The sequence below is a fragment of the Actinomycetospora sp. ABD4_176 genome (assembly GCF_056311855.1).
The window spans coordinates 2,813,511-2,838,073 of the sequence record NZ_CM149974.1 but is presented as its reverse complement, the minus strand read 5'-3'; the positions used below and the strand labels follow the sequence as shown (position 1 = coordinate 2,838,073).

General features: G+C 74.2%; 23 protein-coding genes and 1 riboswitch. Of the genes, 6 read left to right on the top strand and 17 right to left on the bottom strand.

Annotated elements, in window-relative coordinates:
- Positions 1-22: 22 nt before the first annotated feature.
- From ACYX4T_RS13740 to kdpF, 4 genes are read right to left on the bottom strand one after another with little or no spacing between them, the layout of a single operon-like run.
- Positions 23-736 carry a potassium-transporting ATPase subunit C gene (locus ACYX4T_RS13740; RefSeq protein WP_476015049.1) on the bottom strand — a complete coding sequence of 238 codons (714 nt, stop codon included), beginning with the start codon at positions 734-736 and terminating at the stop codon, positions 23-25.
- A gap of 5 nt (positions 737-741) precedes the next feature.
- Positions 742-2,817: a potassium-transporting ATPase subunit KdpB gene (gene kdpB / locus ACYX4T_RS13735; protein ID WP_476015048.1), complete on the bottom strand. Its 2,076-nt coding sequence runs from the start codon at positions 2,815-2,817 to the stop codon at positions 742-744.
- The gene (gene kdpA / locus ACYX4T_RS13730) at positions 2,814-4,451 is read right to left on the bottom strand and encodes a potassium-transporting ATPase subunit KdpA (protein ID WP_476015047.1); all 1,638 of its coding nucleotides are present in this window, start codon (positions 4,449-4,451) and stop codon (positions 2,814-2,816) included. Before kdpA ends, kdpB begins: the two co-directional genes overlap by 4 nt.
- A complete protein-coding gene (gene kdpF, locus ACYX4T_RS13725; RefSeq protein ID WP_476015046.1) occupies positions 4,451-4,549 on the bottom strand; it encodes a K(+)-transporting ATPase subunit F in 99 nt (32 codons plus the stop codon). The genes kdpA and kdpF overlap by 1 nt, the downstream gene beginning before the upstream one ends.
- A gap of 242 nt (positions 4,550-4,791) precedes the next feature.
- Here kdpF and ACYX4T_RS13720 point away from each other — a divergent pair, with 242 nt between their 5' ends.
- Positions 4,792-5,394 carry a DJ-1/PfpI family protein gene (locus ACYX4T_RS13720; RefSeq protein WP_476015045.1) on the top strand — a complete coding sequence of 201 codons (603 nt, stop codon included), beginning with the start codon at positions 4,792-4,794 and terminating at the stop codon, positions 5,392-5,394.
- A gap of 2 nt (positions 5,395-5,396) precedes the next feature.
- Here ACYX4T_RS13720 and ACYX4T_RS13715 read toward each other — a convergent pair whose 3' ends face one another.
- Positions 5,397-5,786, bottom strand: a complete 390-nt coding sequence (locus ACYX4T_RS13715) for an ACT domain-containing protein (RefSeq protein WP_476015044.1) — start codon at positions 5,784-5,786, stop codon at positions 5,397-5,399.
- A 168-nt stretch (positions 5,787-5,954) separates the two neighbouring features.
- A riboswitch (cobalamin riboswitch) is annotated at positions 5,955-6,173 on the top strand.
- Between the two features lie 142 nt (positions 6,174-6,315).
- Between ACYX4T_RS13715 and metE the strand changes: the two genes are divergently transcribed.
- Positions 6,316-8,592, top strand: coding sequence for a 5-methyltetrahydropteroyltriglutamate--homocysteine S-methyltransferase (metE, locus tag ACYX4T_RS13710; protein WP_476015273.1), 2,277 nt, complete (start codon positions 6,316-6,318; stop codon positions 8,590-8,592).
- Positions 8,593-8,692: 100 nt separating this feature from the next.
- On the opposite strand, the gene ACYX4T_RS13705 is transcribed toward metE, so the two are convergent.
- From ACYX4T_RS13705 to ACYX4T_RS13675, 7 genes are all read right to left on the bottom strand, one after another.
- Complete coding sequence (locus ACYX4T_RS13705) at positions 8,693-10,216, bottom strand: ABC transporter ATP-binding protein (RefSeq protein WP_476015043.1); 1,524 nt, start codon at positions 10,214-10,216, stop codon at positions 8,693-8,695.
- Complete coding sequence (locus tag ACYX4T_RS13700) at positions 10,213-11,022, bottom strand: ABC transporter permease subunit (RefSeq protein ID WP_476015042.1); 810 nt, start codon at positions 11,020-11,022, stop codon at positions 10,213-10,215. Before ACYX4T_RS13700 ends, ACYX4T_RS13705 begins: the two co-directional genes overlap by 4 nt.
- Positions 11,019-11,951, bottom strand: a complete 933-nt coding sequence (locus tag ACYX4T_RS13695) for an ABC transporter permease (protein ID WP_476015041.1) — start codon at positions 11,949-11,951, stop codon at positions 11,019-11,021. The genes ACYX4T_RS13700 and ACYX4T_RS13695 overlap by 4 nt, the downstream gene beginning before the upstream one ends.
- Before the next feature lie 4 nt (positions 11,952-11,955).
- Positions 11,956-13,485 (bottom strand): ABC transporter substrate-binding protein, encoded by a 1,530-nt coding sequence (locus ACYX4T_RS13690; RefSeq protein WP_476015040.1) that lies wholly within the window; start codon positions 13,483-13,485, stop codon positions 11,956-11,958.
- Positions 13,486-13,511: 26 nt separating this feature from the next.
- Positions 13,512-14,765: an MFS transporter gene (locus ACYX4T_RS13685; RefSeq protein WP_476015039.1), complete on the bottom strand. Its 1,254-nt coding sequence runs from the start codon at positions 14,763-14,765 to the stop codon at positions 13,512-13,514.
- Positions 14,766-14,958: 193 nt separating this feature from the next.
- Positions 14,959-15,690, bottom strand: a complete 732-nt coding sequence (locus ACYX4T_RS13680; RefSeq protein WP_476015038.1) for a class I SAM-dependent methyltransferase — start codon at positions 15,688-15,690, stop codon at positions 14,959-14,961.
- Positions 15,691-15,761: 71 nt separating this feature from the next.
- Positions 15,762-16,328: a sigma-70 family RNA polymerase sigma factor gene (locus ACYX4T_RS13675; protein ID WP_476015037.1), complete on the bottom strand. Its 567-nt coding sequence runs from the start codon at positions 16,326-16,328 to the stop codon at positions 15,762-15,764.
- Between the two features lie 161 nt (positions 16,329-16,489).
- Here ACYX4T_RS13675 and ACYX4T_RS13670 point away from each other — a divergent pair, with 161 nt between their 5' ends.
- The 3 genes from ACYX4T_RS13670 to ACYX4T_RS13660 are packed head-to-tail and all read left to right on the top strand — an operon-like array spanning position 16,490 to position 19,113.
- Positions 16,490-17,254, top strand: a complete 765-nt coding sequence (locus ACYX4T_RS13670; RefSeq protein WP_476015036.1) for a DUF5134 domain-containing protein — start codon at positions 16,490-16,492, stop codon at positions 17,252-17,254.
- Positions 17,255-17,291: 37 nt separating this feature from the next.
- Entirely contained in the window at positions 17,292-18,782 is a 1,491-nt protein-coding gene (locus ACYX4T_RS13665) for a PepSY-associated TM helix domain-containing protein (RefSeq protein WP_476015035.1), read from the top strand.
- A gap of 4 nt (positions 18,783-18,786) precedes the next feature.
- Positions 18,787-19,113 carry a zf-HC2 domain-containing protein gene (locus tag ACYX4T_RS13660; protein WP_476015034.1) on the top strand — a complete coding sequence of 109 codons (327 nt, stop codon included), beginning with the start codon at positions 18,787-18,789 and terminating at the stop codon, positions 19,111-19,113.
- A 54-nt stretch (positions 19,114-19,167) separates the two neighbouring features.
- Here the strand turns inward: ACYX4T_RS13660 and ACYX4T_RS13655 are convergent, their stop codons facing one another.
- From ACYX4T_RS13655 to ACYX4T_RS13640, 4 genes are all read right to left on the bottom strand, one after another.
- Entirely contained in the window at positions 19,168-19,785 is a 618-nt protein-coding gene (locus ACYX4T_RS13655; protein ID WP_476015033.1) for a class F sortase, read from the bottom strand.
- Between the two features lie 2 nt (positions 19,786-19,787).
- A complete protein-coding gene (locus tag ACYX4T_RS13650) occupies positions 19,788-20,636 on the bottom strand; it encodes a hypothetical protein (RefSeq protein ID WP_476015032.1) in 849 nt (282 codons plus the stop codon).
- 128 nt (positions 20,637-20,764) lie between these two features.
- A complete protein-coding gene (locus tag ACYX4T_RS13645; protein ID WP_476015031.1) occupies positions 20,765-21,880 on the bottom strand; it encodes an HTTM domain-containing protein in 1,116 nt (371 codons plus the stop codon).
- Positions 21,877-22,467 (bottom strand): hypothetical protein, encoded by a 591-nt coding sequence (locus tag ACYX4T_RS13640; RefSeq protein ID WP_476015030.1) that lies wholly within the window; start codon positions 22,465-22,467, stop codon positions 21,877-21,879. Before ACYX4T_RS13640 ends, ACYX4T_RS13645 begins: the two co-directional genes overlap by 4 nt.
- Positions 22,468-22,613: 146 nt before the next feature.
- Here ACYX4T_RS13640 and ACYX4T_RS13635 point away from each other — a divergent pair, with 146 nt between their 5' ends.
- Entirely contained in the window at positions 22,614-24,089 is a 1,476-nt protein-coding gene (locus ACYX4T_RS13635; RefSeq protein WP_476015029.1) for a hypothetical protein, read from the top strand.
- Here ACYX4T_RS13635 and ACYX4T_RS13630 read toward each other — a convergent pair.
- Positions 24,072-24,563 (bottom strand): hypothetical protein, encoded by a 492-nt coding sequence (locus tag ACYX4T_RS13630; RefSeq protein ID WP_476015028.1) that lies wholly within the window; start codon positions 24,561-24,563, stop codon positions 24,072-24,074. The two genes, ACYX4T_RS13635 and ACYX4T_RS13630, sit on opposite strands and share 18 nt — an antisense overlap.

Here is a 24,563-nt window from a genome sequence, read left to right as displayed (position 1 = left end):
CCTCATCCTGCACCGGATGGCCTCAGCGGATTCCCGGCGCCGCCGCGGTGAGGGCGGCAGCGAGGTCGGCATTGAGCTCCGGCACGCTGACCCGCGGCTCGCCCAGCACCCCGAGGGCGCGCCCGTCGGTGGCGTCGGCGACCAGCGCCCGCACGCGGTCCTCCGGCAGCCCGGTGACCCGGGCGACGCGCGGCACCTGCTGCGCCGCGTACGCGGGGCTGATGTGCGGGTCGAGACCCGAGGCCGAGGCGGTGAGCGCGTCCGGCGGGATCGTCGCCGGGTCGACGCCGTCGCGGGCGGCGATCGCCGCGCGACGCTCCTCGACCGCCGTGCCCAGGTCCTCGGCGGCGGCGCCGAGGTTGGAGCCCCCGGACGTCGTGGCGTCCGCGGGGCCGAGCCCCGGCGCCGGGACCGATCCGGGGTCGTCGGGCGCCGAGGCCGACGGTCGGGTGTGGAACCAGGGATCGGCGGCCGGGTCGGCCGGCACCGGGTCGATCCCGACGAGCGACGAGCCGCCGCTCGGCAGGACCGAGCCCTCGGCGTTCTCGGACAGTCCCGGCAGGCGGCTCACGCCCCAGATCGCCGCCGGGTAGAGGACGCCGCAGAGCACGGTGAGCACGAGCAGGACACGCACCGCGGCGCCGGCCTGGCGCCGCAGCTGCCGCCCGGTGACGGCGGACTCGTGGGAGACCTCCTCGATCCCGGGCTCGCCGTGGGAGGTGGTGGTGCTGGTCATGGCGGTCACCCGATCCCCGGCACGAGCCGGACGACGAGGTCGATGCCGACGATGCCGACGAACGGGACGACGATGCCGCCGAGCCCGTACACGAGCAGGTTGCGGCGCAACAGCCGGTCGGACGTGGACGGGCGGAAGCGCACGCCGCGCAGGGCGAGCGGGATCAGCGCGACGATGATCAACGCGTTGAAGATGACCGCCGAGAGGATCGCCGACCGCGGGGTGGCGAGCGCCATGACGTTGAGCGCGGCGAGCTGCGGGAAGATCGCGAGGAACATCGCGGGCAGGATCGCGAAGTACTTCGCGAGGTCGTTGGCCAGCGAGAACGTGGTCAGGGCGCCCCGGGTGATGAGCATCTGCTTGCCCACCTCGACGACCCCGATCAGCTTGGTGGGGTCGGAGTCGAGGTCGACCATGTTGCCGGCCTCCTTGGCCGCGGTCGTCCCCGAGTTCATGACGACGCCCACGTCGGCCTGCGCCAGCGCGGGCGCGTCGTTGGTGCCGTCGCCGGTCATGGCGACCATGCGCCCGCCGGCCTGCTCCTGGCGGATGAGCGCGAGCTTGTCCTCCGGGGTGGACTCGGCCAGGAAGTCGTCGACGCCCGACTCGGCGGCGATGGCCCGCGCCGTCACCGGGTTGTCGCCCGTGATCATGACGGTCTTGATGCCCATCGTGCGCAGCTCGGCGAACCGCTCCGCGATCCCGGGCTTGACGACGTCCGAGAGCTCGACGACCCCGAGCGCCCGGGAACCGTCGGCGACCACCAGCGGCGTGCCGCCGCGCTCGGCGATCCCGGTCGAGATCGCCTCGAGGCGGGCGCGGTCGGTGTCGTCCCCGAGCCAGGCGATGACCGCCGAGGTCGCGCCCTTGCGCACCTCGCGCCCCTCGATGCTCACCCCCGACATGCGGGTGGTGGCGCTGAAGGGGACGAACTCTGCGGCGGCCTCGCGGGCGTCCGCCTCGGCGGGCAGGTCGTGCTGCTCGGCGCACAGCGCGACGATCGAACGTCCCTCGGGCGTGGTGTCCGCCAGGCTCGCGAGCCGGGCGGCCCGCGCCAGCTCGAGGGCGTCGACCCCGTCGAGGGGGTGGAGAGCCGTCGCACGACGGTTGCCGTAGGTGATCGTCCCGGTCTTGTCGAGCAGCAGCGTCGACACGTCGCCGGCGGCCTCGACCGCGCGGCCCGAGGTGGCGAGGACGTTGCGCTGCACCATCCGGTCCATGCCCGCGATGCCGATCGCGGAGAGCAGCGCGCCGATCGTCGTCGGGATCAGGCACACGAGCAGGGCGACGAGCACCACGAGCGACTGCTGCTCGCCGGAGTAACCGGCCATCGGCTGCAGCGTCACGACGGCCAGCAGGAACACGATCGTCAGCGCCGAGAGCAGGATCGTCAGCGCGATCTCGTTCGGCGTCTTCTGCCGCTGCGCGCCCTCGACCAGCGCGATCATCCGGTCGACGAACGACTCGCCCGGCTTCGCGGTGATCCGCACGACGATGCGGTCCGAGAGCACCGTCGTGCCGCCGGTGACGGAGGAGAAGTCCCCGCCGGACTCCCGGACGACGGGAGCGGACTCGCCGGTGATCGCGGACTCGTCGACCGTCGCGATGCCCTCCACGATCTCGCCGTCGCCGGGGATGACCTGCCCGGCCTCGACGACGACGCGGTCCCCGACCTGCAGGTCCGCGGCCGGCAGCGTCGAGCCGTCCTCCCGGGAGGCGACGGTGTCGGTGCGCGTGGCGCGCAGCGCGGCGGCCTGGGCGCGCCCGCGGCCCTCCGCGACGGCCTCGGCCAGGTTCGCGAAGACCACGGTGAACCACAGCCAGATCGCGATCGACCAGGCGAACACGCTGGGGTCGATCATCGCCGCCACGGTGACGACGACCGACCCGACCCACACCACGAACATGACGGGGTTGCGCACCTGGTGGCGCGGGTCGAGCTTGCGCAGCGCGGTGGGCAGCGACTCCAGCAGCTGCGCGGGGCGGAAGGCCCCGGCGCCGACGGCGCGACCGGTGCGGGAGGCGTGGAGCTCCTCGGCCTCGGCCGGCGGGCGCGGGGTGTGGACGGTGGGGGCGGTCATGCCAGTCCCTCCGCGAGGGGGCTCAGGGCGAGTGCCGGGAGGAAGGTGATCGCCGCGACCAGCACGATCGTGCCGGCGACGAGCACCGAGAACAGGGGCGTGCCGGTCGAGAGCGTCCCGGACGACGGCGCGACCCGCGGTTGGCGGGCGAGCAGCCCGGCCAGGGCGAGCACGGCGACGATCGGCAGGAAGCGGCCGAGCAGCATCGCGATCCCGAGCGTGGTCTGGAAGAACCCGCTCGTGACCGTCAGCCCGGCGAACGCCGAGCCGTTGTTGTTCGACGCCGAGGCGTAGGCGTACATGACCTCCGACAGGCCGTGGGGCCCCGAGTTCGTCATGGCGTCGGCGGTCGACGGCAGGGAGATCGCGAGCCCGGTGCCGAGCAGCACGAGCGCCGGCATCGTCAGCACGACGACCACCGCGCACGTCACCTCGCGGCGCCCGAGGCGCTTGCCGAGGTACTCCGGGGTGCGCCCGACCATCAGTCCGGCGAGGAACACCGCGACGATCGCGACGATGAGGATCCCGTAGAGCCCGGCGCCGACGCCGCCCGGCGTCATCTCCGAGAACAGCATGTTCAGCATCGCCCCGCCGCCGCCGAAGGCGGAGAAGCTGTCGTGCATCGAGTTGACCGCGCCCGTCGAGGTCCCGGTCGTGGAGTTCGCCCACAGCGCCGAGGCCGGGATGCCGAAGCGGACCTCCTTGCCCTCGAGGTTCGCGCCCGCGAACGCGGGGCTGGTGGCCTCGGCGGTCCAGATCACCGCGAGCATGACGCCCCACAGCCCGGCCATGACGGCGAGCAGCGACACGCCCTGGCGCATCGAACCGACCATGCGCCCGAACGTGCGTGTCAGGGCCACCGGGATCACGAGCAGGAGGAAGTTCTCCAGCATGTTCGAGATCGGGTTCGGGTTCTCGAAGGGGTGCGCGGAATTGGCGTTGAAGATGCCCCCGCCGTTGGTGCCGAGCTCCTTGATCGACTCCTGGGAGGCGGTCGGTGCGAGCGCGATCGTCGACGGGCGTCCGTCCGGGCCGATGACGTCGACGCCCGCCCGCAGGCTCATCACGACGCCCGTGGCGACGAGTGCGACGGCGGCGACGGCCGCGATCGGCAGCAGGATCCGGGTGCAGCCGCGGACGATGTCGACCCACGCGTTGCCGAGCCGGTCGGTGCGGCTGCGGACGAAGCCGCGGACCAGGGCGACGGCGACCGCCATGCCGACCGCGGCCGAGACGAAGTTCTGCACGGTCAGGCCGGCCAGCTGGACCGTGTGGCCCATGACCGTCTCGGGCACGTAGGACTGCCAGTTGGTGTTGGTGACGAACGAGATCGCGGTGTTGAACGCGATCCCCGGCTCGACGGCCCCGCGGTCGACGGCGAACGGCAGGAACGACTGCAGCCGCGCCAGCAGGTAGAGCAGGACGATCCCGGCGAACGAGAACGCGAGGATCGCGACCGCGTAGGTGCCGGCCCGCTGCTCGGAGCGGGGGTCCACGCGCACGAGCCGGTAGACGCCGCGCTCGACGCGCCAGTCGCGCTCGTCGGTGTAGACGCGCGCCATCCAGTCACCGAGCGGGCGCCACGCCGCCGCGAGCAGCACCAGCAGGACGGCGACCTGCGCGAACCCCGCCATCAGAACCGCTCCGGGCGGAGCAGGGCGATCACGAGGTAGATCAGCAGGCCCAGCGCGACCAGCCCGCCGAGCAGGTTGGTGACGGCCGCCGCGCTCACAGTCGGTCCAGCCCGCGGACGGCGAGCAGCAGGATCGCGAACACCACGATCACCACGCCCGCGTAGAGGAGGTCGAGCACCGGATCCCCTTCTCGATCGGCGCCGCGCCGGACCGCGGCGCACCGACCGCCGAGCGTCCGCTCGCGAGCGGGCGCGGGTCGCCCCCTTGACGCGTCGTTGACGCCGCGGGGCCCGCTTTTCACGCCCTCGCCCCGACGTGTGATCGGCGGCATGCTGTGCCCGTGAGTGAGCCCGTGGAGCGGTGGCTGGCGATCCTGCTGTTCGACGGCGTCGAGGAGCTCGACGCGATCGGACCGTGGGAGGTCCTGGCCTTCTGGACGGCGACCTACCCCGAGGACGGCTACCGGGTCACGACGTTCTCGGCGACCGGCGGGCCCGTGCACTGCGCGAAGGGCCTCACGGTCGTCCCCGAGCGGGCGACGGCCGACCTGCCGCCCGTCGAGATCCTCCTGCACCCCGGGGGCCGGGGCACGCGGCCGCTGATGCGCGACGCCGCGCACCTCGAGCAGGTCAAGCGGTGGCGCGCGGAGGTGCCGTTGATGACCAGCGTCTGCACCGGCTCGCTCGTCTACGCCGCCGCGGGCCTGCTCGCCGGGCGTCCCGCGACCACCCACCACGCGTCGCTCGACGTCCTCGGCGAGACCGATCCGACCATCGAGGTCCGCCGCGAGGACCGCTTCGTCGACGACGGCGACGTCGTCACGAGCTCCGGGGTCTCGGCCGGCATCGACATGGCACTGCACCTGGTGGCGCGGTTGGTGAGCCCCGAGCGCGCCCGCCAGGTCCGCCGCGGCATCCAGTACGACCCGGAGCCACCGGTCTGAGATCAGTCCCTGGCGAGCTCCCGGAGCACCGCCATCGCGTCGTCGCGCCGGTCCCAGGGCACGAACAGGTGGTCGTGGTGGAAGCCGGCGACCGCGTTGGTGCTGATCCCGGCGTCGGAGAGGGCGCGGGCGATCTCGGCGAGGAAGCCGACGGCCTCGAGCGCGGAGTGCACGCGCAGGGTGATGCCGGCGCAGGGGAACTCCCCGGCGAGCCGGTGGGCCTCGGCGTCGCCGGCCCGCACGACCGCGGAGACCCCCTCGTCCTCGCGGATCGTGGCGAGCGGGTCGAGGCCCGGGGGCAGCGCGGGCACGCTCACCCAGACGTAGCGCTCGGGGTGCAGCAGGGGCGCCATGCCCGCGAGCAGGCGGTCGAGGTCGGTGTCACCGGACACGGGCGGCATCCTGCCGCGTCGCGGGAACGTCGAGGTCACAGGTCAGGGCGTCTTCGCACCCTTCGCAGACTTCCGTGCGGAACGTTTCCGCGGTTGGCACCGCTGGTCAGGCGGTGTCCCGGAATCGGGCTGTGGTCGCGGACACAGGCGTCGCATCGCGATGGCGCTACGGTCGAGCGCGCTGGTGGTTCCCGGGTCGTCCTCGTGGCGGTCCGGGTGGCAACAGGGAACCCGGTGCGAATCCGGGACTGCCCCGCAGCGGTGAGCGGGAACGACCGCCGTCACGAGCACTGGGTCCGCCAGGTCCTGGGAAGCGACGGCCAGTAGGTGGTGCCGAGAGGTGCCGTGCCCGCGAGTCCGAAGACCTGCCACCGGTGCGTGCGTCGAGAGCCGGCGCGCGCGGCTTCGAGGTCTCGCGGGAGGACCCGTCGCATCGGCTGTCCTGGCAGGCGCCGACGTGTCGTGACCGACCTGCGCGACCTCCGCGAGCCCCACACGCTCGACGAGGAGGAGAGCAGTGTCTGCTGCCCTGTCCGGCCCCATCGGGGCCACCGTCCTGGGCTATCCCCGCATCGGCCCGCGCCGCGAGCTGAAGAAGGCGCTCGAGGCCTACTGGAAGGGTGCGGGCACCGTCGACGACCTCGAGACGGTCGCGGCGAACCTGCGCGAGCAGACCTACCGCGAGCTCGCGGAGGCCGGGCTCGATTCGCAGCCGACGGGCACGTTCTCGTACTACGACCACGTCCTCGACGTGACCGCCATGGTCGACGCCGTGCCGCCGCGGTTCCGGCCGGACGGGCGACGCGAGGGCACCGCGTTCGACGAGTACTTCGCGATGGCCCGCGGCACCGAGGCCGCCGCGCCCCTCGAGATGACCAAGTGGTTCGACACCAACTACCACTACCTCGTCCCCGAGATCGGGCCGGACACCTCGCTGCGCCTCGCCGACCGGACGCCGGTGGCGCGGCTGCGCGAGGCTGCCGCCGCGGGCGTCACCGCCCCCCGGCCGGCGCTCGTCGGCCCGGTGACCTACCTGCTGCTGGCCAAGGCCGGGGACGAGGCGCCCGAGGGCTTCTCCCCGCTGTCGCGCCTCGACGAGCTCGTCGAGGTCTACGCCGAGCTCCTCACCGAGCTCGCCGACGCGGGCGCCGCCTGGGTGCAGCTCGAGGAGTCGGCCTTCGTCGCCGACCGCGGCGACGAGGAGCTCGCGGCCCTACGTCGCGCCTACGACCGCCTCGCCGGCACCGCCGAGCGCCCCCGCATCCTGGTCACCTTCTCCTACGGCGACCCCGGACCGGCGCTGGACGTCGTGGCCGAGAGCCGGGTCGACGGCGTCGGCCTCGACCTCGTGACCGCGCCGCAGCTCGCCGACCGCGTGCCGGCCCTGCCGACGCTGCGCGAGAAGACGGTGGTCGCCGGGCTGGTCGACGGCCGCAACATCTGGCGTACCGACGTCTCCCGCGCCCTGTCCCGCGCGGCGACGCTCCTGGGTTCGGTCGGGGAGATCGCGGTCTCGAGCTCCTGCTCGCTGCTGCACGTTCCCTACGACGTGACCGTGGAGTCGACGCTCGACCCGGGCGTCGTCGCCCGGCTGGCCTTCGCCCGCCAGAAGCTCGACGAGGTCGTCCTGCTCGGCCGCGCCCTGCGCTCCGACGCCTCCGAGGAGAGCGTGCAGCAGGCGGTCACCGACGCCGCGTCGGTGGTCGCGAGCTCGGTGGACGAGGCCGTGCGCCAGCGCGTCGCGTCGGTCGGGCCGGGTGACCGGACCCGCGCGGACTACCCGGTGCGTGCCAAGGCCCAGGAGGAGCGTCTGGGCCTGCCGCCGCTGCCCACGACGACGATCGGCTCGTTCCCGCAGACCCCGGACGTGCGTAAGGCGCGCGCGGACTGGGCGAACCAGCGGATCGACGACGCCGAGTACACCCACCGGATGCGCTCCGAGATCGAGCGTGTGATCCGGCTGCAGGAGGCGATCGGGCTGGACGTGCTGGTGCACGGCGAGCCCGAGCGCAACGACATGGTGCAGTACTTCGCCGACAACCTGCCCGGCTTCGCGACCACCGAGCTGGGCTGGGTGCAGTCCTACGGCTCGCGCTGCGTGCGCCCGCCGATCCTGCACGGCGACGTCTCGCGCCCCGAGCCGATCACGGTCGAGTGGGCGCGGTACGCCCAGTCGCTGACGAGCAAGCCGGTCAAGGGCATGCTCACGGGCCCGGTGACGATCCTCGCGTGGTCCTTCGTCCGCGACGACCAGCCGCTCGGCCAGACCGCCGACCAGGTGGCGCTGGCGCTGCGCGACGAGATCGCCGACCTCGAGGCCGCCGGGATCGGGATCATCCAGGTCGACGAGGCCGCGCTGCGCGAGCTGCTCCCGCCGCGTAGGGCGGACTGGAAGGACTACCTCGAGTGGGCCGTGGGCTCGTTCCGCCTGGCCACGGGCGGGGCGGCGGAGACGACGCAGGTGCACACGCACCTGTGCTACTCCGAGTTCGGTGATGTCATCGACGCGATCGACGGCCTCGACGCCGACGTCACGACGATCGAGGCGGCGCGCTCGCGGATGGAGGTGCTCGCGGACCTCGAGTCCGTCGGCTACTCCCGCGGCGTGGGGCCGGGCGTCTACGACATCCACTCGCCGCGCGTGCCCGAGCGTGCGGAGATCGCGTCGCTGGTCGCCGAGGCCCAACGCGTGGTGCCGGACGACCGGCTGTGGGTGAACCCGGACTGCGGGCTGAAGACCCGCGGCTACTCCGAGGTCGAGCCGACGCTGCGGGCGATGGTCGAGGCGGCCCGCGCCGCCCGCTGACCGACGCCCGGTGAGGAACGGACGGTGAGCGTCGCCGCGGGACCCGGGGAGGGGCCGGGTCCCGCGGCGGCGGCGAGGGTCTTCTCCTGGGTCACGACATCTAGCCGGACCCGCTCGCGCCCGTGACGAGCGCGCCGGCGACGAGCGCACGCCCGGCCTCGCTGCCGGGTGCCGCGAGCAGGTCGTCGACGGTCGAGGCCTCGACGAGGCGGCCCGCGTCGAGCACGACGACGCGGTCGGCGACCGCGGCGGTGAGCTCGAGGTCGTGGCTCACCGCGACCACCGTGGTGCCGGTCTCGCGGCGCAGCTCGTCGACCGCGAGGACGAGCTCGCGTCGATGGTGCGGGTCGAGCGCCGAGGTCATCTCGTCGGCGACCAGCACCGAGGGGCGGGCCGTCAGCGCCCTCGCGACCGCCGCCCGCTGCAGCTGACCCCCGGACAGCGCCCCGGGGCGACGCCCGCACACCGACGCGTGCACCGCGAGGCGTTCCAGCAGGGCCGTCGCCTCGGCGCGGGCGGTCGCCGTGTCGAGGCCCCGCAGCAGGACCCCGGGCCGGGCGACCTGGTCGAGCACCGCGCGGTCGGGCAGGAACGACGACGCCGCGTCCTGGTGCACGTACTGCACACGCCGCCGGGCCGCGCGGTCCCGGTCGTCCACCGCCGCCGCCAGGCGCACCCCGTCGACCCGAACGGAACCCTCGCGCGGGGCGATCAGGCCCGCGAGCACCCGGGCGAGTGTGGTCTTCCCCGCGCCGGAACGCCCGTGCACCGCGAGCCACTCCCCGGCGCCCGCGGCGAGGTCGACGGCGTCGAGCAGCACCCGGCCGTCGGCGGCGCGCACGCTCAGCCCCTCGACGACGAGCCGGCCGGGGCCCACGCTCGCGCGTCCGCGCACGTCGGGTTGCGGCGCCGGCCCGAGGATCTCGGCCGGCCTGCCGCGCCGGACGACATGCCCGGCGTCGAGCTCGACGACCTCGCCGGCGAGGGCGCGGGCGATCCCGTGATCGTGGGTGAGCAGCACCATCGCGGTGCCGTCGCGGGCGAGCGCGGCGAGCTGCTCGACGACCTCGCCGGCCGTCGCCGGGTCGAGGCCGGTCGTCGGCTCGTCGAGCACGACGACCTCGGGGACGGTCACCACCGTCTGCGCCAGTGCCATCCGTTGCTGTTGCCCACCGGAGAGCTGGTGGGGGTAGCGGCGCGCGAGCGCCTCGGGCAGGGCCACGCGGGCGAGCGCGGCCCGGACGGCCTCCCGCTGGGCGGCACGGTCGCGGGGGTACACGGTGGACGCGAGCTCGGCGAGCACCCGCCCGCAGCGGCGCACGGGGTCGAGCACGGCGCCCGGATGCTGAGGCAGGTGGCCGACCCGCCCGGCCCGCCGGGCGCGCCGCTGGGCCGCGTCGATCCCGAGGAGCTCGACGTCGCCGACGCGCACGCTGCCCGAGGCGGTCACCCCGGGGGCCGCCTCGCCGAGCACCGCGAGGCCCAGCGTGCTCTTGCCGGCTCCGGACTCGCCGATCACCGCCACCACGCGGCCGGCGGCGAGGTCGAGATCGACGCCGTCGAGCAGGACGTGCTCGCCCGCGTGGGCGCCCACGTTCCCCAGTCGCAGCACCGGCGCGGTCACGGGGTGCTCCCCCGCGCAGCGAGCGCGTGGTCGACGAGCAGGTTCGCCCCGGCGCACAGCGAGACGAGCAGCCCGGCGGGGACCAGCAGCGCAGCGGGGGCGAGGAACAGCGAGGCCTGGTTCTGTTCGATGACCACCGCCCAGTCGATGGCGGTCGGCTCCAGGCCGATCCCGAGGAAGTTGGCGCTGGCCAGCAGCCCGAGCACGAGGACGATACGGGTGCCCGCGTCGACGGCGACGGGGCCGGTGATCACTCGCCCCGCCTCGACCAGCCGCACCCGCCACCACGGTTCGCCGACCATCGTCATCGTCTCGAGCGCCGCGCGCCGGTGCGGCGCCGAGGCGGCGCCGCGCACCAGCCGGACGATCTGCGGCAGGGACACCAGCGACGCGACGAGCATCAGCCAGCCGATCCCGCGGCGCTCGGTGGCGGCCAGGACGAGGAGCAGGAGCAGCGAGGGGAGTACCAGCACCACGTCGAGGGCCCGCAGCAGGGCCGTGTCGACCCAGCGGCGCCGGGTCGCGGCCATGAGCAGTCCGAGCGGGACGCCGACCGCGTAGGCCAGGGCGAGCGCTCCGAGCGTCAGCCCGACCACCGACGTCCCGCCGCGCAGGGCGAGCCCGAGCACGTCGCGGCCCAGGACGTCGGTGCCCAGAACGAACCCGTCGCCGGGCGGAAGCAGGGGGCTGGTGCCCGGGGGCGCGTCGGCGCCGAGCAGGGGCACGAGGAACGGGCCGAGCAGGGCCGCCAGCAGCGGCACGCCCAGCAGCAGCACGCCGACGACGAGTCCCGTGCGGCCGCTCACGCGAGCACCTCGCGGTAGGGCGTCAGCCGGGCGGTCACGAGGTCGGCGACGAGGTTCACCACGATCGTCGTGAGCGCGAAGAGCAGGGCGTAGCCCTGCACGAGGGGCAGGTCGTTCGCCTCGACGGCCTCCACGAACCCGGCGCCGACCCCGGGCAGCGCGAAGAGGGCCTCCACGACGACGACGCCGCCGAGCAGCCCGTCGGTGATCCGGGCCAACTGCTGGACCGAGGGCACCACTGCGCCGGGCAGGACGTGGCGGGTGAGCACCACCGGTTCCGGCAGGCCCAGGCGACGCAGGTGCAGGACGTGCGGTGCGGCGTCGGTCTCGACGACCCCGATCCGGATCTGACGTGCGAGGCGTCCGAGCTGGTGGACGACGAGCACCACGACCGGCAGCACGAGCACCGCCGGGGTGATCAGCGCGCCGCCGCCCCCGGTGGCGGGGAGCCACGCGAGCTGCAGCGCGAACACCGCGACCAGCACCAGCCCGAGCGCGAACTCGGGGACAGCCTGGGTCGCGGCGAGCGTGCCGGCCAGTGCCCGGTCGCCGACTGTCCCGGGCCGCCGCCCGGCGGCGACGCCGGCGAGCACCGCGAGCGGGACCAGCACGGCCAGCGCGAGCCCGGCCAGCAGGACGGTGCTGCCGAGCCGCGTGGCGAGCTCCGTCGCGACCGGCTGCCCGGTCACCAGCGACCGGCCCGGATCCCCGGTGAGCAGCCCGCCCGCCCAGTCCGCGAAGCGTTCGAGCGCGGGCCGGTCGAGCCCGAGCTGGGCGCGCAGCGTGGCGACCTGATCGGGCGTCGCGTCGGGGCCGAGCACGATCTCGGCGGTGTCGCCCGGCAGCGCCGAGGTGAGGACGAAGACGATCACGACGACGGCGACGACCTGCCCCGCCGCCGTTCCCAGGCGCCGTCCCACTCCCGTCATGGATTCAGCCCAGCGCGGCCTTGTCGAACCGGGCCCAGGTCACCGTGTTCGGGCGGGCGACGTCGATCCCGGTCACCCCGGCAGTGACCGCCACGTTCCAGTTGCTCGTGGCCCACACGTGGTCGCCGGATGCCTGTCGGAGCAGCAGCTGGGCCTGTCGCAGGGCGGCACCTCGGGCGGCCGGGTCCGGTGTGCCGACCGCCGTGGCGTAGAGCCGGTCGATCTGCGGGTTGCGGTAGCCGGTGTAGTTGTTGCTCGTGACGGTGCTGAGGCGTCGCCGGCCGATGTAGTCGGGGATGGGCAGCGTGCCGGTCCGGGTCAGGACGATGTCGCCCTGCTCCCGAGCCTGGGAGAAGTAGTTCGCCGAGGGCAGCTGGCGCACCGTCACCCGCAGCCCTGCCTCGATCAGCTGCTGGGCGATCAGGTTCGCGGCCGGGACGAAGTTCGGGTCGTTGGTGCTGGTCAGCAGCTCGACCGGCTGGTTGGCCGCGCCCGCCTCGCGGACGAGGGCCTGGGCACGGGGGAGGTCGCGGGTGATCTGAGGGACGTCGGAGGGGTAGTACTCGACACCGCGGCCGAACATGTCGTTGCCGACCTGGCCGCGGTCGAGCAGGACCACCCGCACCAGCGCCTCGCGGTCGATGCCCAGCCGGACCGCCTCGCGCATCCGGGGGTCGTTGAACGGCGGTCGGTCGACCTTCACCGGCAGGAACTGGGTGGTCGACTCGGGCGCGGACAAGAGCTGGACGCGCCCGTCGCCCTCGAGCTGGCGCGCGCTCGTCGGGCGCAGGTCGTGGGCGTAGGCGACCTGACCGGACAGCAGTGCCCCGAGGCGGGCCTGCTCGTCGTCGATCGAGATGAACTCGAGCTCCGACGACGGCGGCGCCCCGTCCCAGTAGGCGGGGTTCGCGCGATAGAGCGCCGGGCCCCCGGGCGTGAACGACACGAACCGGAAGGGACCGGTGCCGATCGGACGGGCGAAGTCGGTCGTCCCGGCGGGCACGATCTCGGCGCCCGGCGCGCCCCACGACAGCGGGAACAGGAAGTTCGGGGTGCCGAGCACGATCTCGAGCTCCTGCGGGGACACCGCGCGGCTGGCCGCGAAGTCGACGGACTCGAAGAGTGTGGCGGCGCTGCCCGTGGTAGCGGGGTCGGCGATGCGGCGGAAGCTGTAGAGCACGTCGTCGGCGGTGAACGGGCGCCCGTCGTGCCAGGTGGTCTGCCGCAGGCGGACCCGCCAGCGGGTGCCGGAGCCGTCGACCTCCCACGACTCGGCCAGGCGCGGCGTGGACGCCATCACCTGGTCCCACCCCGCGAGCGTGTCGAAGCAGGCCTTCGCGCGGGCCTGGTCGACGAACTGTGGCACGACGTGCGGGTCGAGGTTCTCCTGCGAGCCGCCGCCGACGAACGCGACGCGGAACCGACCGCCGGCACCGCCGCCACCCCCTCCGCCGCCACACGCAGCGAGCGTGGCGGCGGCCCCGGCGGCGAGAGCACCGCCGAGCACGGTGCGGCGTGAGAGGGATCGGCTCATGGTCGGGCTCCTCGGCGATCGGGGGCTCAGGTCCGGGTGGGGGCGGGCCGGGGGTCCAGGGCGCCGTGGCGCTGCATGCCGCCGATCACCGCGGCGCCGGCGACGCCGACGGCGAGCAGGACGGCGAAGGGCAGCCATCGGACGTCCGGGGACCCTGCGCGGTCGAGCAGGTCGCCGACACCGGTGTTCACGACGGCCACGACCGCCGCGGAGACGAGGTAGTAGAAGCCGTAGTAGGTCCCGGCGAGACGTTCGCTGCCCACCACCGGGAGCAGGGCCATGGAGAACGGGTTGGTCATCGCCATCCCGACGGTGAAGACGACCGTGCCGAGCAGGACGGGCAGGGCGGCCACGATGCCCGCGAGGCTCCATTCGCCCGGGGGCGCGGTCGCGAGGAACGGCGCGGCGAGGCCCAGCGGGACGAACCCGAGGCCCATGAGGGCCAGACCGATCGCCATCGACCGGCCCGCGCTCCACCGCGCCCGGCACCAGGCGGTGATGCGGACCTGCCCCAGGATCCCGACGAGGGTGGAGACCACGAAGACTGCGCTCACCGCACCCGCGACGCCGGACACCCGCTGGGCTTCGACCGGCAGGACGAGGTAGAGCTGGTTGTAGAGCGCGAAGTAGGCGGCGCCGCCGAGGGCGAACAGCACGAAGCGGCGGTTGGCGACGACCTCCCACCAGCTGCCGAGCACGCCACGGTCCTGGCGCTCGACGGCCCGGGCGGGCAGGACGAAGAGCTGCGCGACGGTCAGCACGGTGAACACCGCGCACGCCACGAGCGCGACGAGTCGGAAGTCGACGGCGAGCAGCGCGGCGCCGAGCAGCGGGCCGACGAGCGCACCGGCGTGGGCGAAGACGTTGAACACCGAGAACACCTCGGCGCGCCGGTCGCCCGCCTCGTGCATGAGGTAGGCGCGCACCGCCGGGTTGAAGAAGGCGCCGGCGAGGCCGGTGAGCACCGCGGCGACGATCAGACCGGGGAGCGACGCCACCAGCGTGAACAGCCCGAAGGCGACGATCCGCAGCGCGCACCCGAAAATGATCATCGGCCGGCACCCGATCCGGTCCGCGGCGGACCCGCCGACGAGGAAGAGCCCCTGCTGGCTGAGGTTGCGCAGCGCGAGCACCAGACCGATCGTCGCCGCCGCGTAGCCGAGCCCGGCCATGTACGTCGCCAGGAACGGCAGGACCAGGTAGAAGCCGACGTTGATCCCGAACTGGTTGATCACCAGGAGACGGCTCGGGGCCGACAGGGTCCGGAACGAGGCGAGCACTCAGCGCGCCTCTCGGTCGGAGACGGCCCGGGACCGGGCGGGTGGCACCCCGTGACCTCCTCGCTACTGCTCGTCGTGGATCGGGCGCGGCAGATCACCACAGATCGGGCATCAGCCACAAGACCTCAGCAGATGATGAGATGTTGCAAGAGCCGAGGAACTGCGGGGGTCTCGCGAGCGACGGGCGTGCGGATCAGCTCGCACTCAGGACGAAGAAGTCCTCGGCGACCGGCCACGCGGACTGCGGCAGGACGTCCTCGACGCGCCTGCTCGCCGCGAACCCCGCCTCGGCGAGCAGGCTCGCCGCGACCGTCGCGTCGAGCCCGCGCCAGAAGGGCGCGTGCCGACCCAGCACGATGCGGTCCCGGGCCCGGCGCAGACGTCCCCTGGCCCCCGGGAGCCCGACCGCACCCCGCGGGTCGGGCCGCCGCGGGCGCCACATGCCATCGACGACGAGCAGCGTTCCGCCGGGGCGGAGGACGGACTGCCAGGCCCGCAGCGCGGCGACCGGGTCGGGGAGGGTCCAGAGCACGTAGCGGGCGGTGACGACGTCGACGCCGCCGCGGAGCTCGGCGAGGTCGCCGACGGTGTCGGCGGCAGCCGGCACGAAGATCGGGCCGACGCGCCGCCGGGACGCCTCGGCCCGGGCGTGCCCGAGCATGCGCTCGGACACGTCGACCGCGACGACGTGGTGACCCAGCGCCGCGAGCGTCGTCGACAGGAAGCCGGTGCCGGTGCCGACGTCGAGCACGCGGCGCGGCCCGTCGCCGAGCCAGGTGGCCGCGGCCGCCGACCACGCCTCGCGGCGGTTGTCGCCGTAGCCGCGGTAGAAGGCGTCGTACCGCTCGGACCGGCGTGACCAGACCGCTGCGACGGCCGCGACAGCGCGTTCGGACCCGGACTCGGTGCGGTTCCTCGTCGCCATCGGCGCCTCCGTCGCGCGGTGCTGCGGCTATTGCCTCGAAGTGGCAACAGTAGACCAGGAGGCGGTCGCGGTCAGCCTGTGTCCGCGCGTCCCGTCCCGTCGACGGCCTCGACGAGGTCGGCACGTGCCCGCGCGACGCGGGACCGGATCGTGCCGATCGGGCAGCCGACCACCGCGGCGGCCTCGCGGTAGTCCAGGCCGAGCAGCTGGGTGAGGACGAACGCCTCGCGGCGGTCCCAATGCAGGGTCGCGAGGACCGAGTTCAGAGCGACGCGCTCGGCGTGATCGCCGTGACCGGCGACGGACTCGGCGACGCGGTCGCCGTCCGGGGCCTCCGCCGGGCGGCGCCCCCTGCGGCGGAGGTGGTCGGCGGCGACCCGGCGGGCGATGGTCAGCAGCCAGGTGCGCACCGAGGACTCGCCGCGGAACCGGGGCAGCGCCAGGAACGCGCGTTCGTAGGTTTCCTGGGTGAGATCCTCGGCGACGACGTGGTCGGACAGGTTCACCAGCAGGCGCCACACCTGGTGCTGGGTGGCGGTGACGAGCTCGCGCGCGGCCTCGCGGTCGCCGGCGCGCGCCGCCAGGGCGACGGCGCTGAGCGGGTCCGCGGGGGCGGCACGGCAATCGTCGGGGCACACGATGATCCGAGCCTCGCGCAGACCGCCGGAGGGATCAATCCGGCGGGTGGACGAGAAGCATCACTCCGCCTCGTCCCCGAGAAACTCGGCACGGCCCGGAACCGGACGGCCGCGATGGACGACCAACCGTCGTTCCCACCCGTCCGCGTGGAGGAGTGTCGATGTTCCCGGTTCCCGTCGCCGTCGCGTTCACCGTCCTGTTCGGCCTGACCGGGGCGTACGCGCTCGTCCGGTACGTCCGCATCAGCGCGGGCCCGCCGGCCGTGTCGGCCGGCGCGGCGACCGGCGAGGCCCGCGTGGTGGAGCTCCTCCACTTCCTGATGAGCGTGGCGATGATCGGGATGTCGTGGGGGCTCACCGGGGGTCCGACGTCGGTGAGCGGCATCGCGCAGCTGGTCGCCTTCGGGGTCCTGACGCTGCTCTTCGGGCGGCTCGCGCTCGCCGGTCGGGCTCTGGCCCGCGGCTCGCACGCGCTCATGGCGGCCGCCATGGTGTGGATGGTGGCCACCATGCCGCTGCTCATGGGCCACGTCCACGACACCGGCGGTGGCGAGGCCGGACACGGTCACCACGGTGGCGCCGGCAACGCCGTCGATCCGGGCATGGCGATGCCGATGCCACCGGCGGCTCCTCCCGCGTGGACCGTCGTGATCACCGTCGTGCTGGCCGCCGTCATGCTCGCCTCGGCCGTGTTCTGGGCCACGCGGGCCGTCCTGGCTGCCCGGACTGTCACCGCGCCGCCCCCGGCCGCTCCCGCCGGGGCACCTTCGGGCGGCGCGGTGCCGGAGGGATCGGTGGCGACGCTGACTGCTGTGACCCCCGAGGTCGACACGCCGAACCGCGGTGCTCGGGGTGGCGTCCTCCCGGCGACCTGCCACGCCCTGATGAGCGTCGGCATGGCCGCGATGCTCCTCCTCATGCTCTGAGGACCGCCCCGACAGCTCACGATCGATCGAGGAAACCATGACCGATGTGATCGACCCGCCGGGGTCCTCGCCGGAGTCCGAGTCCGAGCTGCCGCGCTCCGAGCCGTCCCGCCCCGGCGGCGCCGGCTGGTGGTGGCGGGGGCTGCGGCCACTCGTGGCGCGCCTGCACTTCTACGTCGGGCTCTTCGTCGGGCCCTTCCTGTTCGTCGCGGCGGTCAGCGGGCTGCTCTACACGATCACGCCGCAGCTCGACCAGCTCGTCTACCGCGATGTCCTGCACGCGCCGGTCGGCCCGACGACGCTCGACCTGCGGGCCCAGGTCACGGCGGCCGCGGCGGCGGTCCCGGACGGGACGGTGACCGAGATCCGGCCCGCCCCGGCGGCCGGCGACACCACTCGCGTGTCCTTCGAGGCCCCGGGCGTCCGCGAGGACTTCGCCCGCACCGCTTTCGTCGACCCGTCCACCGGGGACGTCCGCGGTGTCCTCGACACCTTCGGCGAGTGGCTCCCGGTACGTGCGTGGATCGACGAGCTGCACCGCACACTGCTGCTCGGCGACGTCGGGCGCGTCTACAGCGAGCTCGCCGCCAGCTGGCTGTGGGTGCTGGCCCTGTCGGGTCTGGCGCTCTGGGTGGTGCGCCGCCGGCGGGGGCACCGTGTGCGCCGCACCCTGCTGCCCGCGACCACGGCCCGCGGTGCGGCACGGCTGCGCTCGTGGCACGGCGCGGTCGGCGTCTGGGTGACGGTGGGTCTGCTGTTCCTGTCCGCGACCGGTCTGACATGGTCCCAGTTCGCCGGCGAGAACGTGTCCACGCTGCGCGGCGCGCTCGACTGGACGACCCCCGAGGTCAGCCAGGAGATCGCCGCAGCCCCGCCGACCCCCGCCGCGACGTCCCCGTCGACGTCGCCGTCGGACCTCGGCGCGACGGCCGACCGGGTGCTCGCCGCCGCCCGCGGGGTGGGCCTGGGCGACCCGGTGGCGATCACTCCCGCCGATCCCGGCGAGGCGTGGGTCGTCAACCAGGTGAAGCGCTCGTGGCCGGTGCTGCAGGACGCCGCGTCGGTCGACCCGGCCACCGGCCAGGTCCTCGACGTCGTCCGCTTCGCGGACTGGCCTCTGGCCGCGAAGCTCGCCAACTGGGGGATCGACGCCCACATGGCGATCCTGTTCGGCTGGGTGAACCAGGTGTTCCTCGTGGCGCTCGCGGTCGGGCTGCTCTGCATGATCGTCTGGGGCTACCGGATGTGGTGGACCCGCCGTCCGACCCGGGGCGGCCTGCCCAGCCCGCCCGGAGGATCGCAGCGTCCGAGCGTCGGTGCCGTCCTCGTGGTCGCGCTCGTCGCGATCGCCGTCGGCCTCTTCCTTCCCGTGCTCGGGGTGTCGCTGTTGGCGTTCCTGGTGCTCGACGCCGTCCGGCAGACCCTCGCGAGACGCGCGGACCCGGAGCCGACGGGGTCCGGCGACGAGGGCGAGGACGACTGGCGGCCGGTGGGTGTTGATCCCGGCGCCGGTGACGGGCAGCGTTGACGTCGTGGACTGCGAGGAGTGCCGGGAGGTGATCTCGGCCCGGCTCGACGGCGAGTCGACCCGGGACGAGGACGCCGCGTCGGACGCCCACCTGGCGACCTGCGCGGACTGCCGGCGCGCCGAGGACCGGATCGCGGCGCTGACGCGGAAGGCGCGGCTTACCGTCGTCGAGGCGGGACCGGACGTCGCCGACGCCGTCCTCGCTCGGGTGCTCGGTCCGGACGCGGCGCTGCCGGTGGTGGTTCCGGTGGCCACCTGCGGGTGCGCCGCCACGTGCGGGTGCGGCTGTCAGGACGGGCTGCCGTGCGGCTGCCACGCCGGGGCGGCCTGAGTCGGACGCGCCACGGGCCGGCACCGGTATCCCGGTGCCGGCCCGTGGCGTGCGTCAGACGCGCTGTACCTCGACGAAGTCGGCGTAGACGATGACGTTCGCGAGGTAGTGCCCCGAGCCCCGGTCGAAGCTCCCGCCGCAGGTGATGAGCCGCAGCTGGGGGTTAGCCGTGTCGTTGTAGACGGCGTCGGTCGGGAACGAGTCCTTCGGGATGGTCTCGACCCGGGACACCTCGAACACCGCTCGCTGCCCGTCGGCACGGTCGACGAACACCTGGGCGCCCGCGACCACCTCGTTCAGCTTGTTGAAGATGCCCGGCTGACCGCCGCCGTTGACGTGCCCGAGGATGATGCTCGGGCCCATCTCCCCGGGCGTGGGGCTCTGGTCGAACCACGACGCCTGCATCGGCTGGGACACCGGCGGCACCTCGAGGCTGCCGTTCTCCTGCAGACCCGTCGGCACGAGGCTCGACTCCGCCGAGATCGACGGCACCGTGACCCGGGTCGGGGACGACGCCGCCAGCGGGTCGGGCGAGGAGAACGCCGACGGGCCGGACGAGTTCGCCCCGACGATCAGGGCCAGGAGGACCAGGATCACGACCAGGCCGATCGAGATGTTGGTCATCGACGGCCCGGACCTGGCGTCCTTGTCCGTCTTCTCGGTGGTGGCCATGGTCAGTTGCCCGTGTCCACGCCGCCGGACGGGACGCGCTTGACCTGCGTCGCGTGCACCTCGCCGACCGGGCGGTACTTGTACCAGTAGTGGTTCACCGAGCTGCTGAAGTAGCAGACGGTGCGGGCGTGGCCGTAGTAGCCGCCGTGGTGGTAGCTCGAGTCGTAGTCGTCACCCTGGTCCGTCGTGGTGAGGGTGGCCTCGCTCTCGTCGAGGTCGGCGTCCGTCTGGCCCGGGGTGCTCGAGTCGGAGTCAGCGGCCGACTGCAGGTTCAGCACGCCGCTCAGCCCGCCGGACGGGACCACGCTGCTCCCGGTGGTGCCCCCGTCGGTGCTCGCGCCTCCGTCGGTGCTCGCGCCTCCGTCGGTGCTCGCGCCTCCGTCGGTGCTCATGCCTCCGTCGGTCGTGGTGCCCCCGTCGGCGGTCGTGCCCCCGTCGCCGCCCCCGTCGCCGATGATGTCGTCGAGGGGGGTGTCGCTGGCCGGGTCGGTGACGGTGTCGAGGACGTCGTCCAGCGGGGTGTCGGTGGCCGGATCCGTGACGGTGTCGACCACGTCCGTCACCGGGTCGGTGACGGGGTCGGTGCCCGGGTCGGTCACGGGGTCGAGCACGGGGTCGAGGACGGGATCGATCGGGTTGGTGTCGGTGCCGTCGGTGTCGGTGCTGTCCGTCGAGCTGTCGGTGTTGTCGTCGCCGTTGCCGTCCCGGCCCGGGTGGTAGTTCGACACCTCGACGCAGGTGTTGCCCGTGTAGTAGTCGGTCGCCGACGCCGAGCCCACGCCCAGCGACCCGATGAGCAGGACCCCGGCCCCGAGCACCAGGAACCGGCGTCCCTTCTCCTGACTTGTCATGCCTCTCTCCGTCCCCGGCCCTCGCCGGCCCGATCCGTGCACTGACCCGTCGCCCCGTCGACGTTGTCCGTGTCGGGTGTCACCCGTTCGTTGTTACTCGCTGGAAGCATCGTGACGAAAGCGTTAGCTCAAGCGTCGGACAACGCCTTCCTCCCCGGTGCCGCATCACCGTGCGTCGATCGGTCGACGACCTTGTCGTCGTCCGTGGCAGAGGCGGGCACGGCCGGCTCCGGCGCGGCGTGCGCGGGCTCCCGAGCCTCCGGAACGGGACGCTCCACGCACGCGCCGGCCGGGAGCGGCTCCGCGACCGGTTGCGCGCGCACCGGCCCGGGACGGCGTCGTCGGAGACGCCCGACCCGGTCGCGCACCCATCGCAGGACCTGCTCGGCCCGCTCGGGCGGGAGGAAGGCGAGGTACAGGGTCACGATCGTCATGCTGAAGAAGCCGACCGCGAGGGTGAGCTCGATCGACAGGTGCAGGAGCACGCCGATCGCGAGCACGTAGGGCCGCGCCACCTTGTTCCACACCAGCACGCCGACCGCGAGCTCGCCGGCGAGCGTGCCGTAGGTGGCGAGCTGGGCGAGCACCAGCGAGTCGGTGACGAACGACGGCACCGGGAAGCGGCTGACCTCGCCGATCCGCACCGCGTACGACACCGCCGTGCCGTCGCGCCAGTGCGCGCCGCCCGCCTTCTCCCAGACGGTGGAGATGTAGATGACGCTGAGCTGGATCTGCGCCAGGCGCAGGGCCCACGGCGCGCGACGGGGGAAGCTCCAGAGGTTCGCGCGGTCACTGCGCCACCGGTCCACCGAGACCGCGGAGCCGGCCGGCATGAGGAGCACGTAGAACGAGACGATCCGCAGCAGCGCGTCGCCCGCGTTGAACGCGAGCGGGGCCGAGCGGGTCACCGACATCATCACGACGAACACGACGAGGGCCGCGAGCCGCGTGCGAAACCCGACGGTGAGCGCGACGGCGGCGAGCAGGCCGAGCAGCCACAGCACCCAGATCGCCGGCGTGCCCAGGATGAGGCTGAACATCGTCCAGCTGCCGAAGGGCAGGTCCCGGGCCGTGATGACGCCGCGGTCGCCGAAGAACGGTTCGAGCACCGGGACGAGCGACAGCATCCAGAGCGTCGCGAGGACACCGAAGACGATGCGGATGACCTCGACCGGCGCCGTCGACTGCGGCGCGAACCAGAACCGGTCCCAGCCCGCACGTGCGCGCGCCCACCGGGCGGTCATCGCCGGCTCGCCGGAGTCGTGAAGAACGGGATCTCCCGCCACTCGCCCGCGTCGGGACCCGGCCCGGGAGGGAGGTTCTGCCGCGTCAGGCGGAGCAGCGTCACGCGCACCGGCTCGTGCCCGGCGGCGCGGTCCTGGTCGGCGACGTAGCCCGCGAAGGCGACGCGCTCACGTTCGGCGCCGCGCTTGCGCCACATCTGCTCGGCGTACTTGCGCCAGCGGTAGTCCCAGTACTCCGTGATCCCGGCCCCGCCCTCCATCGGGTAGACGCCGACGGTGCCGTCCGCGCGGTCGACGCGGGCCACCACCTCGTTGGTGGTGGTGGGCGGGCTGGGGGAGAACACGCCCCACCCCTGGTCGACCCCGGACGCGAGCAGGAACGGTCGGGTGGCGTCCCGCAGCTCCTCGCGGAGCTGCGACTTCGGGGCGACGCTCGCGAGCATGCCCAGGAGGACGAGCACGATCAGCACCGAGATGCCGAGGCGCTTCCGGCGGCTCGGGGCCTCCGGCGCCGCGGCGCCCTCGGCCGCGTCCTCCAGGTCCTCGGAGGCCGCCGGCGGGCGGTCCGTCTCCTGGGTCGTCGTCACGTCGTCCCCCGAACTCTCGATCTGCGTGCTCGCTCACACATCGGCGCCACGCGCTGAGCGTTACGGAGCAGGCAACTAACGCCTCCGTCGGCTGCGCGGCGCACGACATCTCAGCGATCGATGAGGTGTCGGGCTACGGTGTCGGCGTGCTGGCGCGGCAGGGACATCGGCTCGTCGTCCTGCTCGCCCTGCTCGCCCCGCTGGCGGGCGCGCTCGTGCTCGGAGTCCCGGCGGCCGGGGCGCACGAGTCGACGCCGACGGGCGTCACCCGCCTCGAGCTGGACCTGGGGTCCCGGGCGCTCGCGCTGACGATCACCGCGCCGCCCGAGGGCGGGGGCCGCCTACCGGTCGTGGTGCTGCCGCGCGGGGACGCGCCGCCCGGAGAGGTCACGCTCGCCGCCGTGCGGCCGGGCGCCGCCGCCGTCGACCCCGTCGCCGTGCCCGTGGCCCCGGTCGGGCGGCCGCACGAGGCCGCGCTCGCCGTCGACGGCCCCGGCGACTGGGAGGTCCTCGTCGACGACGGGAGGACGGTCGCCCGGGTCCCGCTCACCGTCCCCGCGCCCGCGGGCACGCCCGGCTGGGTGTGGGCGGTGCGGGTCGGTGCCTTGGTCGGTGTCGTCGCGCTGATCGCGGCGCTGAGCCCGGGCGCGCGGCAGCGACCACGCCTCGCCGTCGCTCTCGGGGCGCTGGCGCTGGTCGGCACGACGGTGGCGGTGACGGCGGTGGCGACGGCCCCGACCACCCCGACGGCCGCCGCTCCCGCGGCCGCCCCCCTGCCCGCGACGCCCCCGGCCGGCGCGCACTCCGGCCACTCCGGCCACTCCGGCCACGGTGGCGCCCCGCCGGCGGCCACCCCGGTCGCCGTCCCCGCGACGGCCGGCAGCGTCGTGGTCACGGCCACCACGGCGTCACCGCCGACCGCCGGCGCCCCGGCCGACCTGCAGCTCGACCTCACCGACTCCGCGACCGGCGCAGTCGTCGACGACATCGCCGTCCACGACGATGCCCTCATCCACCTCGCGGTGATCGGTCCTGACCGCCGGCTCGCCCACGTCCACCCCGTCCGCGTCGCGCCCGGCCGCTACGTCGTGCGCCTGACGCCGGCGACGGCCGGGCGCTACGGGGTGTTCGCCGAGATGGAGCGGGCGGGCGACGGCGGGCACCAGGTCGCGCGCACCGCGCTCGCCGTCGGCGGTCCCGCGCCCACAGCGACCGCGCCGTCGCCCGGGCCGGGACCGCAGCAGGTGGACGGGATGCAGGTCGACGTCCGGGTGGCCGACGCCGTGGCCGGGCGCCCCGCGCGGATCGCGGCGCGGTTCTCCGAGAACGGCCGCCCGGTCACCGACCTGCAGGGATGGCTCGGCATGGCAGGGCACCTCATGATGCTCGGGCCGGGCGTCGCCGGTGCGCCGGACCCGGCCGACCCGGCGTCGGCGTTCGGGCACGTCCACGACATGAGCGCCGCCGGACCGGCCGGTACCTACGGGCCCGAGGTCGGCTTCGACCACACCTTCCCGCGAGCCGGCACCTACCAGCTGTGGATGCAGGTGCAGCGCGACTGGCAGGTCGTCACCGTGCCGGTGACCGTCGACGTCGCACCGGGGTCAGCGACGACCCCCTGACGGCACGGCGAAGTGCCGCACGAGCCGGCGGTGACGATGGGCGAAGAAGGCCGCGATCACCCGGTGCAGGAGCGGGCCGGCCCTCCGCAGCGCCGCGCGGGGCTCGAACGCGACCCGATCGGTCAGGGTCGTCCCGCCGTCCGGGGCCGGCTCGAGGGTCCGTTCGTGGACCCAGCCGCGCATGCTGAGCATCGTCGACTCCTCGAGGAACCGACGGCCGGGCTCGAGCTCGGTGACCACGAGGTCGTCGGCGTCGAACGGCACGACGCCGAACAACCGCAACCACGCGCGACCGAGGGGCTCGCCCACCCGGACGGTGTCGATGCCGACCTCGTCCGCGCCGCGCGGGAACGCCATCGTCATCCACGGCCGCATCTCGTCGTTGATGCCCTCCGGGGTGACGACCCGGCGCCACACCGCCCCGGGGTCCGCGGCGACCACGGACGAGCGCTCGAACGACCACTCCCGCGCCAT

Bases quoted from the DNA above. Each gene is read 5' to 3' on its own strand.
- ACYX4T_RS13740 (WP_476015049.1), bottom strand. From the start codon at position 736: ATGACCAGCACCACCACCTCCCACGGCGAGCCCGGGATCGAGGAGGTC.
- kdpB (WP_476015048.1), bottom strand. From the start codon at position 2,817: ATGACCGCCCCCACCGTCCACACCCCGCGCCCGCCGGCCGAGGCCGAG.
- kdpA (WP_476015047.1), bottom strand. From the start codon at position 4,451: ATGGCGGGGTTCGCGCAGGTCGCCGTCCTGCTGGTGCTGCTCGCGGCG.
- ACYX4T_RS13695 (WP_476015041.1), bottom strand. From the start codon at position 11,951: ATGACGGGAGTGGGACGGCGCCTGGGAACGGCGGCGGGGCAGGTCGTC.
- ACYX4T_RS13690 (WP_476015040.1), bottom strand. From the start codon at position 13,485: ATGAGCCGATCCCTCTCACGCCGCACCGTGCTCGGCGGTGCTCTCGCC.
- ACYX4T_RS13680 (WP_476015038.1), bottom strand. From the start codon at position 15,690: ATGGCGACGAGGAACCGCACCGAGTCCGGGTCCGAACGCGCTGTCGCG.
- ACYX4T_RS13670 (WP_476015036.1), top strand. From the start codon at position 16,490: ATGTTCCCGGTTCCCGTCGCCGTCGCGTTCACCGTCCTGTTCGGCCTG.
- ACYX4T_RS13665 (WP_476015035.1), top strand. From the start codon at position 17,292: ATGACCGATGTGATCGACCCGCCGGGGTCCTCGCCGGAGTCCGAGTCC.
- ACYX4T_RS13655 (WP_476015033.1), bottom strand. From the start codon at position 19,785: ATGGCCACCACCGAGAAGACGGACAAGGACGCCAGGTCCGGGCCGTCG.
- ACYX4T_RS13650 (WP_476015032.1), bottom strand. From the start codon at position 20,636: ATGACAAGTCAGGAGAAGGGACGCCGGTTCCTGGTGCTCGGGGCCGGG.
- ACYX4T_RS13645 (WP_476015031.1), bottom strand. From the start codon at position 21,880: ATGACCGCCCGGTGGGCGCGCGCACGTGCGGGCTGGGACCGGTTCTGG.
- ACYX4T_RS13630 (WP_476015028.1), bottom strand. From the start codon at position 24,563: ATGGCGCGGGAGTGGTCGTTCGAGCGCTCGTCCGTGGTCGCCGCGGAC.